Consider the following 14374-nt stretch of genomic DNA (forward strand, 5'->3'; position numbering starts at 1 on the left):
TTTTCTAGTCTATGAACTGATTTTTATAATTTCACATGCCTTACGCGCATGGTCGTATCCCCTTCACCAAACCTTAGCCGCTTTGACACCGGCAAGGCCTGGTCCGTGGACAATCCCCAGTTTTTCTGCACCCAGTACATCTCCCCCTGAGCGTCCCCTTGGTACCTCAGGGTGATCTCATTCGTGCCGTCCGTTAAGCCGTATAAATGCAGCACCCGGGGTTGGACATTGCCGGGGGTGGCGATTAACTGACCTGCCACATCGATCTGCGTCAGCTGCTGCCCGGGTAAAATCAGCATCAGGCTGTCGGCATTGATGTTCTCGGGAATGGCGATCCGGTAAACCCCGGATTGCACGCGCTCAACAGCAATATCCGCCACTTGTTGCCCTTGGCTCCCAAGCTCCATACCGAACGCCCGGTAACCCGGCGCCCAGGGATAATATTCTTGCTGCTCATTTTGGAACATCACATGGTCTGAACTTGCAGCAACTTCGCGGGTGTCGCCATAAGCCACCAGGTACTCGTCCCCCGAGTGTGCCTGAAGCTTAATATAATTTAACTGGTGCTCATGGTTGTCGTCGGCCACCAGTACGGCCGCGATACAGCAAAGCATGGCAGTGCCCAGTGCCAGTTTGGCTATGCCCCTATCACGCAGATAGGCACCGAAACAGGCGGAGATCAGCATACATCCCAGGGTCCAGAGCACCAGGAACAGGGCCGGGTATTGAAACCCTACCGCCAGTTCCAGCCAGCCGGCCAGTAAATCAAACGAGATCAAGGCCGCAGTGCCTGTGGCCAGCAAAAGCACCAGCAGCAGTTTGTGCCAGCGGGCAAAAAGCAAAGTCAGTGCCGTCACACAGGTGATCAAAATCAACAGCGGCAAAAAGGGTGCGGTCAGCGCCGGGGTGATCAGCAACAGGATAAGGGCCAGGAAAAAGAGTCCCAACCAGGGAACCAGCGCCGTACTGAGCCCATCCGACGATTCGGTTTGGGCGCACACATAAGCCACAGCCAGGGCCGCACTGGCAACAAACAGGTAACCTCTGCTGCTCTCCGATAAGGCAAAGAAACTAAGCAACCAGCCCGCCATCGCTGCCAGGGCCAATACCCCGAGCCAAACCAGGGTACGGTGCATCAAGACATCGATATCCAGCGCCTGCATCGCCTGCTGACGCCAAATGGCCACACTGAAAACGGCAACAAAGACAAAAAGAATCAGCGGCGTCCACTCTTCCGGCCAGCTCACCAGGGAAAAGGTCAGGATATCGGTAAACGCCAGATTGTTTGCCTGTGCCGGCTGGCCGTCCTGGTTTAACAGCCCACGGATCAGGCTGACGGCATTGTCTCCCTGGTGCTGGACGCTGTCGAGGCTTAAATTCTCACCGCTGTCGGCTTCGGTATGATAGTGGTCCCAACCGCCGATAAAGGCAAAATTCGCCCCCTGATAATCATGTTGCTTAAACAGGGTGAAATCTGTCTGGTTCGGCATAAACTGGTAGACACCGGTGAAAAACGAACTGGCAACGGGCCGGGCCATCGAACTGGCCAATGCCCGGATCACCGAGTGATTTTTGCTGCCGGTTTCAAACATCAGGCTCGGCCCCGAAGTGCCGCGGGCCTCCAGATTTACCACGGCACTGACCGAATCCGCCCAGGGATGGCGCTCGATAAAAGCCTTGGCGCCAAGCAGGCCGATTTCCTCGCCGTCGCTAAACAGCAACATCACCCCCTGCGCCATCAGATCTTGCTCGGCAAGCCCAAGCGCAATGGCCATACCCGCCCCGGGATCTGCATCCCCGGCACTGGCCGGTACCGTATCATGGTGGCTGGCAACGAGCACATAATCCGTGCCGCTATATTCGCGGCTTTTGGCAATTAAATTGACCACCTGGCTGCATTGCAGGGTATCCTGATTGCAAATAAACTCCACCTGCCTGACCACTTCCAGGCCCAGGTCTTTAAGGTGGCGGTAAATATTGTCCACGGTTTGCAGGTTGGCGGCACTGCCTGTCGGCCGGGGCACGTCTTTGACCACCAGCTGCTCATAAAGCGCCCTGGCCCGGGTAACCGAAAACTGACTTTCATTGCCGGTTTTTGCTAACACCCCGTGATTCACCTTTTCTGCGGCGAACAAAGCCAGCAAGGTTATGGCGGCGAACAAGGCCAGCACACTGATATTTCGGATAACTTGTTTCATATGTTACTGCACAACTTGGTTGCCGGCCTGAAGCGCAGGCCGGCCATCAGCTTATTCGTCCCTTAGTGAATTGGCCGGCGGCAGGCTGGCCACCCGGACCGCTTGCGAAGCAATCGTTGCCACCGACAGCAACAGGGTCAGCACAAAGACAACGGCAAAGGACAATACAGGCATATCGATGCGATAAGAGAACTGTTCGAGCCAGTTCGACATTAAGTAATAGGCCAGCGGAATACCCAGGATATTGGCGATTACTACCAGCTTGGTAAAATCTTTACTGAGTAAAGCCACAATATCGCTCAGCTCCGCCCCCAACACTTTTCTGACGCCTATCTCTTTGACTTTGCGCTGTGCCGTGAACATAGACAGGCCAAACAGTCCCAGCAGGGCAATACTGACGGCCAGCACAGAGAAACCGGTAAAGAGCTTAAGACGGTGCTCCTCGTCGCGGTACAGGCTTTCAATGCCGACATCGACAAAGCCGCTGACTAGGGCCACATTCGGCAGGCGCTGCTGCCACACCTGGCGGATATGGTTCATGGCTTCCTGCCGGTCTCCGCGGATGCGGATACTGATATCCTGCATATAAGGCAGCATGACAAAATACAGCTGAGGGTGGATAGGATCGTGAACCGAAGACATATGGACATTTTCACTGATCCCTACGATAGTGGTCATCACTTCCCTTTCGCCGTCGAGGGACTTCACCAGCATCTGCTGTCCCAGCGCCTGCTGCAGATTTGCCCAGCCCAGTACTTCCACGGCACGCTCGTTAATAACGACACCCGCACCCGACTCAAAGCTGAAGGCATCGCCTTTTTGCGCTTCGGAAAAGCCCCGGCCAGCAATAATGCCGATGTCGTAAGTGCTAAAGAAGTTATAATCGATGGCATTATAAGCAATGTAGTCGAATTCGCTCTGGTTGGCCGACGGAATACGGTATTGCACCCGACCCATCAAAGACACCGGCGGCGTGGCAGATGAGGCTGTGACCTCGTCGATACCGGGATGGCTCTGCCACTGGGTCTTCATCAATTCATAGGCTTCCTGCACCTGGGGATTGGCGGCGCCGTATAACACCAGCAGATCCTTATCGTCGTAGCCGAGGTCGATATTCTTGGCAAAATTCACCTGTAAATAAACCACCATGGTGGCAATCATAAGTACTACGGACACAGTAAACTGGGCAACCACCAGCAGTTTGCGTAACTGGGTGCCGCCGAGTTTACTCGGCAGAAAGTCGCTGTTGTGAATCGCCACGATGGGATTTAATGACGACTGGTAAAAAGCCGAATAACCGCCGCCGAGCAAGATCACCACGGCAAGCACCGCGACAAAGCCGCCCCAAAACTCTAGGTCCTGCCAGCCCAGCTGCAAACTCAACGACAGGAAATTATTAAAGTACGGTAAAAGCACAGCCAAGGCCGCCACGGCAAGTACAGCAGAAATAATCGCGGTAACGGCAGATTCCGTCATAAACTGGGCGATCAGCTGGCCCTTTTCCGCCCCCAGTACTTTGCGCACGCCGACTTCTTTCGAGCGCATAGTGGCCAGTGCGGTCGAGAGATTGATGTAGTTAAAACAGGCCATCAGCAAGATAGTAAAAGCCACCAGGGCCATAGTGAAGATAACCGAGACATCGCCGCCTTCTTTCATTTCAAACTTGCGAGCAGAGTGCAGGTGAATATCTGTGATCCCCTGCACTTCCAGGCGCTGCATTTCAGGATTCGGCAAGCGGTTTTTGATAAACTCAGGCATGCCCGCCAACACCGGCGAGATGGACTTACCGTTGGTCAGTTTGATATAGGTATAACCGGCGGCGCGGCCGTTCCAGTCTTCAAGGATATCGTCACCGAAAAACTCCTGCAGCATCTCCATCGACAGCAGGACATTAAAGGACAAATGGGTATTTTCCGGCAAGTCGTCCAGCACGGCGGTAACCACTACGTTGCGCTGGTTATCCAGCAGCATGGTTTTGTTGATAGCCGCCTCTGGTGAGCCGAAATATTTGATCGCCCGATCTTTGGTCAGCACTATGGCTTCGGGAGTGCTCAACGCCTGGCTGAGGTTACCGGCCAACACCTTGAGATCGAAGATGTCGAAAAAGTTGGCGTCGGCAAAATAGAGCTTTTCTTTGAAGTTTTTCCGCTGGTAGCTGAGGTCAAAACTCCCCATCATCAGCCGGGTATAGCTGTCGACGACATCAAAGTCCGCTTTCAGCAGGGTACCTACCGGCGGCGACGTCAGTGCAACAACAATCGGCTCCTGATCTGCTCCTCGTTCAACCCGGGTTGTAACGCGGTAAATTTGCTCGGCATCTTGATAGTGCCGGTCATAGCCTGTTTCATTTTGGATAAACAGCCAAATGAGCATACAACATAAAAATCCAATCGTGAGACCGACAATGTTGATAGCCGAAAACAACCAGTACCGAATTAGGTTACGATACAGGATCGTAAGATAATTAAGGAGCATGATATAACCTAGTTATTATTACGTATTAATACAGGGTACGGTATGCACATCATTAAAGCTGAGCTTTACTGATTGCCTGGCCATGCAATTGAAAAATTTCTTCAACCGGCGCATTTTTTACCTGGTAGTTAAAGACAAAACGTGACAGGGCTTTAACCCATTTAGGCACAGGGCGGAAAGTATCGATGAGCACCACTAGGCGTTCGCCATCGGACTCTTTGGTCACGTAATGCAGGGCTGAAGCGTCAAAGGCAAAACATTTGCCTTCTTCCCAAGGCTGGCGGATATCATTGATGGTAATCGAGCATTCGCCTTCGGGCACGATCAGCGGCAGGTGACAGATAACGCACTGGTTGTGGCCGTCCCGGTGCGGGGTAATTTCCTTGCGGTTACTGCCCAATAGGGAGAAGCGGATGCTGAACAGCTCGGGGACATTTTCCTCTAACAGTTTAACAGTTTTCGGGAAATGTGAACTTAGCTCTTCATTTTTGCGATTGTTGATACGCAGGTATAACATGTCCCAGCGGCCGCTGCCAAAATCCGTCTTGTTGTTTTGGGTGCGCAGATCTTCCAGATCGGGCAAACGGGACAAGGTCGCCCGGTAACGTTCGAACTCTTCCAGGACAACATTATGATTATCTTCCAACACCTTCATCCATGGCATGTCTTCGGCATACCAGATAGGACCGAGCTTAACCTTGCCAAACTTTCGGTTTAACATTTCGGTGAAAATGTAAAGTGGATTAATAATTAGAATACAAAAAATTTGTCTTATCATTGATATACTTCCTTATACATACTTCCGTAAGAGTCAAACTCTAATCCGACATTGAGCAAAGCATTTGTGCTAAATTTGAATTTAAACACATTATCTAGCCGAAGTCTTCGGACCATAGCTTTGATTTAAGCTGTCAGAGCGAAATACAAACAGTTTTTTGTGAGTTTTCCGCAAGTAATGAACATGTTAAAACTCTGTTTATATTTACCTTGCTAGCACAAATAAAGCAAGCAATAATGTTAGGGAACCTCTGAATAATTCGGATCAAATCTAGTGTGGTGTAACAAACAATACATTCAAATATAATTAGTGGCCCAGCTGCTGCTTTTGGTATACAGACAATGCCCGCCCCCGTAACAATAGCCCTCACAGACGAAGAGCGTGAAGAATTTCAACGCCTCTGTCGCAGTGGTAAAACTCCAGCGAGAATCAAAGAGCGCCTGTCAATTATATTGCTTGCCGATGAAGATTTATCGAACGGAGAAATTGCTGAACGCTTACCCTTTAGGGACCCTCTGATCAACGAAGCATTTTTCTAGAATTAAGCTGAACTGCTTGAAAAATTCACTTTATTACGCTCAAGCGCGTAATTTTCGCGTAATAGCCCGCTAATTTTTCATCTGAAACCCTAAATAGGCGGGTTTCAGGCGAACCACCCCTAGGTGGCCAAATATTTTCTCCCTATTAGTAAGTTGGTAAAGCCTGCTAGCAAGCACAGCCGCTCAGTATTTTTTAACAGTCCCCGATAGCGGACCTTGTCATAACCAAATACCCGTTCAATGTAGCGAAAGGGGTGCTCAACCTTCGCTCTTATCTGCGCCTTGATCTTTTCCGCCTTACGGAGTGCATCACGCCCAGGAAGAGTTTTCAGCTTGCTCGGCTTCATTGCTATGTACCAATCCACCTCCCGCTCCTTCAACTCTTCTCGCTTCTCCGCACCAATGTACCCAGAGTCACCCCAGACTCTTCCTTCCTCCCCATGGAGGACTCGCTCTGTGGCTGTGACATCATGCGAATTCGCTGCTGTTGTATCTACGCTATGTATTACTCCGAGCACATCATCAACCCCGATATGCATCTTCATTCCAAAGTGCCACTGATTGCCTTTCTTTGTTTGATGCATTTCTGGATCACGTTCTTTCTTTTTATTCTTAGTTGAAGTTGGCGCAGAGATAATAGTGGCATCTACAATCGTGCCTTCACGCAGTACCATGCCATTCTCAGCAAGATGCTTGTTGATTTCATCAAAAAGCGCTGCACCAATCTGATTGAGCTCCAATAAGTGGCGAAAGTTAAGAATCGTTGTTTCATCGGGAATTGGGCCGCTCAAAGTCAATCCAGCAAAACTACGCATGGATTCAATTTCATACAGTGCATCCTCCATAGCGGGATCACTGAGATTATAAAATAGCTGCATGCAATGAATACGGAGCATGACACTTAATGGATATGGCTGTCGGCCACGTTTGCCTTGTGGATAGCAAGGAGTGATCTGAGCCTCTAGTCGCTGCCATGGGATGAGGGCTTCCATTTGAGAAAGAAACTTCTCTCGGCGAGTTATACGGCGCTTTAGCTTATATTCTGCTTCGGCAAAGGTGACTTGGTGCATAATCTATCGTAGTCTTGACGGATAACTGAATACTACCAAACTGGCTCGGAATTATTCAGAGGTTCCTTAGCGCCCATAAAATTGCTCGATGGCGAAACCGGTTCGCAGAATCTGGCTTTAAAGGCATTGAGAAAGATCTACCACGGGGATCGAACCATGGCGGTGCAGACAGCAAAAAACAAACTCAGCTTCGTAAGCAGATTATCGAGTACACGACCAACAGGGACAAGCTTCCCAAGGGGATGACACATTGGACTACCAGAACCCTTGCGGCCAAACTCCGTACAAACCATATGATCGTGGCACGTGTGTGGCAGGAGTATGGATTTAAACCTCACCTGATACGTCAATTTAAGATCAGCAATGACCCAAACTTTGAAGAAAAGCTTGAGGATGTGGTGGGATTGTACTTAAACCCACCCGAAAATGCGGTAGTTTTTTCTGTGGATGAAAAGAGTTCGATTCAGGCCTTGGATCGAACCCAGCCAGGGCTGCCTATGAAATCAGGACGAGCTGGCCCCCTAACCCATGATTATAAGCGCCATGGTACCAGCACTCTATTTGCTGCATTAAATGTATTCACAGGAGAGATCATTGGGGCGTGTAAGAAACGCCATCGCCATCGCCATCAGGAATTTCTGTCATTCATAAAGAATGTAGAGGCTCGAACGGAGAAAGATAAAGCTCTACATGTGATCGTGGATAACTACGCCACACACAAGCATGAAAAAGTCCGTAATTGGTTAAAGAAAAATCCGCGAGTGATAATGCATTTCATACCAACCAGCTCATCTTGGCTGAACCTTGTTGAGCGCTTCTTCGGGTTAATCACAGAAAAACAAATTCGTCGTGGTGTCTTTGCGTCAGTAAAGGATCTGGAGCAAAAGATAATGGAGTTCATAGATATTCACAATGCTAACCCCAAGCCCTTTGTTTGGACCAAGAACGCAGAGATAATTTTGAAGAAAGTTGAGCGCGCCAAGGCGGCACTGATTTGAGCGCACTATTTGTTACAGAACACTAGTAGTATTCACTTATCAGCCAAGACTACGATAGATCATGCATCAAGTCACCTTTGCCGAAGCAGAATACCGCCTTAAGCGCCGTAAAACCCGCCGGGAGAAATTCCTTTCTCAAATGGATGACCTCCTCCCATGGCGTAGACTGGAAGCTCGTATAGCTCGCTCTTACCCATTGGGTAAGCGTGGTCGACAACCTTATCCTCTCAGCGTCATGCTACGAATTCACTGCATGCAGCTTTTCTATAACCTTAGCGATCCAGCCATGGAAGATGCACTCTACGAAATTGAATCGATGCGAAATTTTGCGGGATTAACTTTGAGTGACCGAATTCCAGACGAAACAACGATTCTTAATTTTCGCCACTTACTGGAGGCAAATCATCTTGGCTCGGGACTTTTCGAGGAAATCAATAAATATCTTTCTGAGAGGGGTATGGTATTGCGTGAAGGCACCATTGTAGATGCAACCATTATCTCTGCTCCAAGCTCCACCAAGAACAGGAAGAGAGAGCGGGATCCTGAAATGCACCAAACCAAGAAAGGAAATCAGTGGCACTTTGGGATGAAACTGCATATAGGGACTGACGACGTGCTTGGATTGGTTCACCATATCGACACAACAGCAGCCAATGCCCATGATATTACCGCGACAAAAAACCTCTTACATGGCGATGAAAAAAGAGTTTGGGGTGATTCTGGCTATACCGGAGTGGAGAGACGCAAAGAGCTGGATAGTAAAGAAGTGGATTGGCATATTGCGATGAAGCCCAGCAGGCAGAAATCCCTTCCTGGAAGGGATGCTGTAAAGAAGGCTGAGAAGATCAAAGCACAGATCCGTGCAAAAGTAGAGCACCCATTCCGCTATATAAAGCGAGTTTTTGGATACAGCAAGGTACGCTATAAAGGGTTGGCCAAGAATACACAACGTCTACACTTGCTGGCAGGCATTACCAACTTACTGATAGGAAAAAAATATCTCATCACTTAGGGAAAGTGCGCCCAAAATCCGATCAATACGGATTTTGGGCATACAAATTTGAGGGGTTTAGCCATGAGAAGGTAATTTACGACCAATATATAGCCAATTTTTCTGATTTAAAGCAGGATAGGGAAAGTCTGCCGTATTCTTCAGAGGTTCCTTAGCTAATTGATAAACCAAGTGCTGTTAAAAAAACTTCCGTGGTCATGGCAATATGCGTCGGTTTAAACAAGCTCCGGTGCGACCCTGAGACATAAAACACTTCGACATCCTGCTGACAGTGCTCGCGCCAACCCAAATCTCTGATGTCATTTCTATCGGTGTGATAATCGGCATCATCGATACGCAATAAGCTCATCTCGCCGGCAAACTGAGCCTGAGGACGATAATCGTTGCGGGCATACATCTGGGCAATATTGTGGCGGAAATACTCCCGGCTCCAGCTTAGCCATTGCGGCTGGGCATCGGGGTATTTTACCAGACAGGCCTCGATTCTTTGCTCAACCGTTACAGTGTCGTCATCGGGCAAAAGCACATCCAAAGCCGGCAAACCAAACTCCTCGCACAACGCCAGATAGAGGGTTTCAAACAAACCCGACTGCCCCATCTGGTTTTCCAGCTGCTCAGCCATGTCCCGGTAAGGAGGACGGGGATCGAATAAGACCAGCTTGTCCACCCGGGCGCCGCGCTGTTCAAGCTGCAGGGCCACTTCAAAGGCGATAATGCCGCCCAGGCTGTAACCGGCAAGGTTATAGGGCCCGTTTGGCACAGTCGCTACGATTTGCTCGACATAAGTGGCCGCCAGCTGTTTTAAGTCCTCGTAGGCCGGCTGGGGGCTGTTCGCTTCTATGGCAGAGCGGTAGCCGTAACACTCATAGCGCCCTTCCAGCGCGGTAACTAACTCCTGATAACACAAAAGGCCGCCGCCGCCGCTATGGATAAACACCATTTTTTGCTCGTGGGACTGCTGGCTCATTTTAACAACCGGCTGCCAGGCTTCCCCGGCATTGTCCTGCTCCGACTCTGTGATCATCTGCGCTAACTGCCCGATACTAAAATCGTTGGCGATCAGCTCCTGCAGCGGCAACTCATAGCCAAATTCCGTCTGTAGGGCTTTCACCAGCAACAGGGCATGCATGGAATCGCCGCCGCAGCTGAAAAAGCCCAGGCTGTCGTTTTCCGGGATGACCCCAAACAGGTTGTGCCATATGCCCCGCAGCCGTTCGAGCAAGTTGCCCGCCTGCAGATCGCCGCTTTGCTGCTGCAGGGAATTTAATTTCACCCACTTATCGATCCGCTCGGTTAGCGGCGCACAGGCTGCCACCACCCGGTGCGCACGGGTATTGTCTGCAAGCACCCGTTCAAGCTGGCCGAGGCCGTCGGCATCGCTAAAGGCCTGCTCTTTATCGCTGCCTTGGAGCTCCAGACCCGTTTGCCAGCCGTCCCAATTAACCGTCAGCCAGGGGCTTTCCTGGCCGTGTTTTTGCTGCTGACGCAGCACAAAATGATCCAGATAACAGTTGGCGGCGCTGTATGCGCCGTGGCCCAGACCGCCGAGCAGAGAAGCAATGCTTGACATCGTCAGGATAAAATCCGGGGCATAAGATTCAAAGGCATCGGCCATAACCTGCAAACAGGAGACTTTGGCCTGAAATTCCCCCTGCCAGTGCCCGGGCGTCATTTCGCTTAGCAGACTAAAGCTTTTTGCCCCTGTGGTGGCAGCATGGAAGACACCGTCGATGCCCCCCCATTTCGATACCAGCTGCTGCAACAACGTATCCCAGGCGCTGCTATCATCCAGGGCAAGAGGCGCAACTAAGGCCTGTTCCTGATCCAGAGATGCCTGCAGCCAGGACCAGTCAGGTGCTTGAATGCCTTCGCGGACAACTAAAACCACTTTTGCCTGGTAGGTCTCGCTCAGGTAGCGGCACAGCAGGCTGCCGACTTTCCCCCTGGCGCCGGTGACAATATACACGCCGCCCTGTTTGAGGCGGCTTGCGCCTCCTTGCTGCACAGCCAAAGGTTCGACCTTTTGCACCCAGCGCTGTCCGGCGCGCCAGATAACCGCCAGCTCGTTTTCCCCCTGACATAATTCTGATGCCAGCAGCCCAACCGTGGCATTGACCGGACTGGTTTCATCTGCATGGATATCCACCAGTTTGATATTCAGCTGACTGTTTTCCTGTTGGGCACAACGCCAGAAACCTAAAGACATGGCCGCTGGTGGAGAGATCTCGCACTCGGCCATCACGGCCGTGCTTTGCCGGCTCAGGATCAGGTTTGCCGTGATGGTCGTTTGCCGCCTGTTCAGTAACAAAAGGTTATTGAGCAGGCGTAATTGCCAGACCATAAAATCATCGGCCTCTAAGTCTGTTGGCTGCTGCACCAGTACCGTTTGCACTTCCCGGCTGAGCTCAAACAACGCCTCTTGGTCTGCCCAGTCCTGGCCGGCCCAGTCAAACTGCCATTGCTGATTGTCGGGCACGTCGTCGATCATCTTAGAGGTTATAATTTTCGCGCCGTGTTTTATCGCCAGCTCAGATAATAGAGGGGTTACTTCATCCGCAAAAATAAGGATCGAACCATAGGCTAAACCCGCCTTTGCCAGGTAGCTCGGCTGATAAACCGTACGGTAACATACCTGCCCGGCCTCAACCGGCTTGTCGGTTTGTGCAGCAGATTTAGCGCCCTGCGCCTGAGGCAACAGATATTCCGCTCCGCAGAAAGCATAGGGCGGCAGGTGAATGGCCTTACCGGTCTCAGGGCGAAATTGCTGCCAGTCGATCTGACATCCCGCCTGCCACAATTTTGCCGCCATGGCCTGGAGCGTCACGGTAACAGAAGTATTATTTTTACCGGCAAGGGCCACTACAGGTTTTTGTTGTCCCTGCAGCAGCCCGGTTAAGGTAGAGCCGGGGCTTAAATCCAGGATCAGATCGCTGTGCCCGGCAAGGGTTTCTACGCCCGGAGCAAATTGTACCGCCTGCTCCATATGATCCAGCCAATATTCCCCGCTGACGGCCTGCTGATCCGTTGCCAGCTCCCCTGTGATATTGGACACATACGCCAGCGTGCCCGGCTGCAAAGAAGCCGTAGTAAACCGGCTATGCAGCAAATCTCTGGCCCCGCGAATAAGCGGGCTGTGAAAGGCATGCGAAGTCTCTAACAGGCGCCATTGCAATCCGGCATCCGTCAAGGCTTCTCCCTGCTGCGCTATCGCTTCCCCGGTACCTGCCAGGGTGATATTGTTTTTACTGTTGATAGCGGCAACGCTGATCCCGGGTAGCAAAAGGCCTTCACACTCACCGATACCGGCCGCCACGCTGAGCATGGAGCCCGGAGGCTGTTCAAACATGGCTTCGGCCCGGGCGCAAACCAATGTCAGGGCAGTCTGCCACGACATCACCTGACTCAGACAGGCAGCTACATATTCCCCCAGGGAATGTCCCAGCATTACAGACGGCTTGATCCCGTGCTCAATAAGGTTAACGGCCAGGGCATACTGCACCATAAATAAGGCCGGTTGTGCGTAACGGGTTTGCGCCAGCAGCGCCTGCGCCTCTTCTTCGGTGACGGTTTTGCCGTCGGGGTAGATCAGCTCCCGGATATCCCTACCGATCAGTGGCTGAATATAGGCTGCACTCTCATCAATACAGCGGCTAAAGGCAGTCTTTTGCTGATAAAGGCCCTTAAGCATATTAACCACCTGACTGCCCTGGCCGCTAAAGACAAAGGCCAGCCTGGGATCGGCTTCTGCCGCTTTGCCGTTTGCCGTATCACCGGCGTTGAGCTGCTCCAGCAGGGACTGCCTACTGGAGTAGGCGAATGCGTGGCGATAGGAAAATTCATCTCTTCGCTCCTGCAGGGTATAGGCCAGATCATTGAGGTTAAGCTTATCCTCTGCAGCCACAAACTCCGCCAACGCTGTTTTCATCTGCGCCAGCGACTGAGGCGAATGCGCGGATAATACGCAGATACCCGCCTGCTCCCGCGCACCCGGCAGCTCCTGCGCCGGTGCCTGCTCTACCAAAACATGGGCATTGCTGCCGCCTATCCCGAAACTGCTCACCCCGGCAATACGCGGTTGCCCGGGCTGCGGCCAGGCCTGTAACTCAGACGAGATAAAAAACGGCGTTTGCGCCAAATCAATCGCCGGGTTAAGGGACTGATAGTTTGCCGTTTTAGGCAGCAGGTTGCGGTCAATACAGGCACTGGCCCGGATCAGCCCGGCAACACCGGCAGCCGCATTCAGGTGGCCGATATTGGCCTTGACCGAACTGACTCCGCACCGGGCCTCGGGCGAAGCCTCGGAAAATGCTTCTTTAAGCCCCTGAAACTCTATCGGATCCCCTAAGTGGGTGCCGGTGCCGTGAGCCTCGATATAACCTATGTCATCGGCTTCGACTTCCGCCATCGCCATCGCCGCTTCGATAACATTACGCTGCCCCGAGACACTCGGGGCGGTAAAGCCGATTTTATCCGAGCCGTCGTTATTGATGGCACTGCCGCGGATCACGGCATAGATGGGATCCTGATCTTCCAGGGCATCTTCCAGGCGCTTTAACACCACCACGGCGCCGCCGTTGCCGGGGACAGTACCGTTGGCTTTTTCATCAAACGGGCGGCAACAGCCGTCGGGGGATTCTATGCCCCCTTCGATGGTAAAATAACCCCGTTCCTGATGGATACTGGCATTGACACCGCCGCTGATCGCCATATCGCATTCATAATTAAGCAGCGCGCTGCAGGCCTGATGCACCGCCACCAGGGAAGTTGAACAGGCGGTATTGAGGCTCACGCTCGGGCCTCCCAGGTTTAACCGGTAGGAAATATTGGTGGAGACAAAATCCTGGCCGTTGCCCAACAACATTCTCATGGCATCGGGGGCAACGCCCCGGGCGCCGGCCTGATAGGTTTCGCTCAGCCAGTGCTGGCTCACCCCGGTGCCCATATAAACGCCGCAGCTGCTCAGATCCGAACGCATCGGATAACCGGCATCGCATAAGGCCTGGTAGCTTAATTCCAGCAGCATTCTTTGCTGCGGATCCATCATCCCGGCTTCCGCCGGCTGCATGGCAAAAAACTCGGCATCGAAATGATACATCTTGTCCAGGTAGCCGTAATTGGCGACTAAACCTGCCAGTTCGGGATCTTCCGGATTTATGCCCCTTTGTTTCAGGCATTCGGGATCAAAATGGGCAATTTGTGTCTCTCCCGACAGGCTTTTTTCAATAAATTCGGCAACAGTCGCCGATTGCGGAAAACGGCCTGCCCAGCCGATAATGGCGATTTTATTTTCGTTGTCTGACATGG

At 51.8% G+C, this 14374-nt stretch carries 8 protein-coding genes; 3 read left to right on the forward strand and 5 right to left on the reverse strand.

Annotated elements, in window-relative coordinates; genetic code table 11:
• Positions 1–23: 23 nt before the first annotated feature.
• From ACJJIQ_RS14145 to ACJJIQ_RS14155, 3 genes are all read right to left on the reverse strand, one after another.
• The gene (locus tag ACJJIQ_RS14145; protein ID WP_445362246.1) at positions 24–2198 is read right to left on the reverse strand and encodes a M28 family peptidase; all 2175 of its coding nucleotides are present in this window, start codon (positions 2196–2198) and stop codon (positions 24–26) included.
• A 51-nt stretch (positions 2199–2249) separates the two neighbouring features.
• A complete protein-coding gene (locus ACJJIQ_RS14150) occupies positions 2250–4571 on the reverse strand; it encodes an FtsX-like permease family protein (RefSeq protein ID WP_445362247.1) in 2322 nt (773 codons plus the stop codon).
• A 154-nt stretch (positions 4572–4725) separates the two neighbouring features.
• Entirely contained in the window at positions 4726–5451 is a 726-nt protein-coding gene (locus ACJJIQ_RS14155) for an aspartyl/asparaginyl beta-hydroxylase domain-containing protein (RefSeq protein WP_445362248.1), read from the reverse strand.
• A 341-nt stretch (positions 5452–5792) separates the two neighbouring features.
• Between ACJJIQ_RS14155 and ACJJIQ_RS14160 the strand changes: the two genes are divergently transcribed.
• A complete protein-coding gene (locus ACJJIQ_RS14160) occupies positions 5793–5990 on the forward strand; it encodes a hypothetical protein (RefSeq protein WP_445362249.1) in 198 nt (65 codons plus the stop codon).
• Positions 5991–6109: 119 nt separating this feature from the next.
• On the opposite strand, the gene ACJJIQ_RS14165 is transcribed toward ACJJIQ_RS14160, so the two are convergent.
• Positions 6110–7060 (reverse strand): IS5 family transposase, encoded by a 951-nt coding sequence (locus tag ACJJIQ_RS14165; RefSeq protein ID WP_445362250.1) that lies wholly within the window; start codon positions 7058–7060, stop codon positions 6110–6112.
• Positions 7061–7185: 125 nt separating this feature from the next.
• Here ACJJIQ_RS14165 and ACJJIQ_RS14170 point away from each other — a divergent pair, with 125 nt between their 5' ends.
• Complete coding sequence (locus tag ACJJIQ_RS14170; protein WP_445364817.1) at positions 7186–8058, forward strand: IS630 family transposase; 873 nt, start codon at positions 7186–7188, stop codon at positions 8056–8058.
• A gap of 61 nt (positions 8059–8119) precedes the next feature.
• Complete coding sequence (locus ACJJIQ_RS14175; RefSeq protein ID WP_445362251.1) at positions 8120–9070, forward strand: IS5 family transposase; 951 nt, start codon at positions 8120–8122, stop codon at positions 9068–9070.
• Positions 9071–9221: 151 nt separating this feature from the next.
• On the opposite strand, the gene ACJJIQ_RS14180 is transcribed toward ACJJIQ_RS14175, so the two are convergent.
• Positions 9222–14372 carry a type I polyketide synthase gene (locus ACJJIQ_RS14180; RefSeq protein ID WP_445362252.1) on the reverse strand — a complete coding sequence of 1717 codons (5151 nt, stop codon included), beginning with the start codon at positions 14370–14372 and terminating at the stop codon, positions 9222–9224.
• Positions 14373–14374: the final 2 nt, after the last annotated feature.

It is taken from the genome of Microbulbifer maximicatervae (SeqCode) (genome assembly GCF_052468295.1).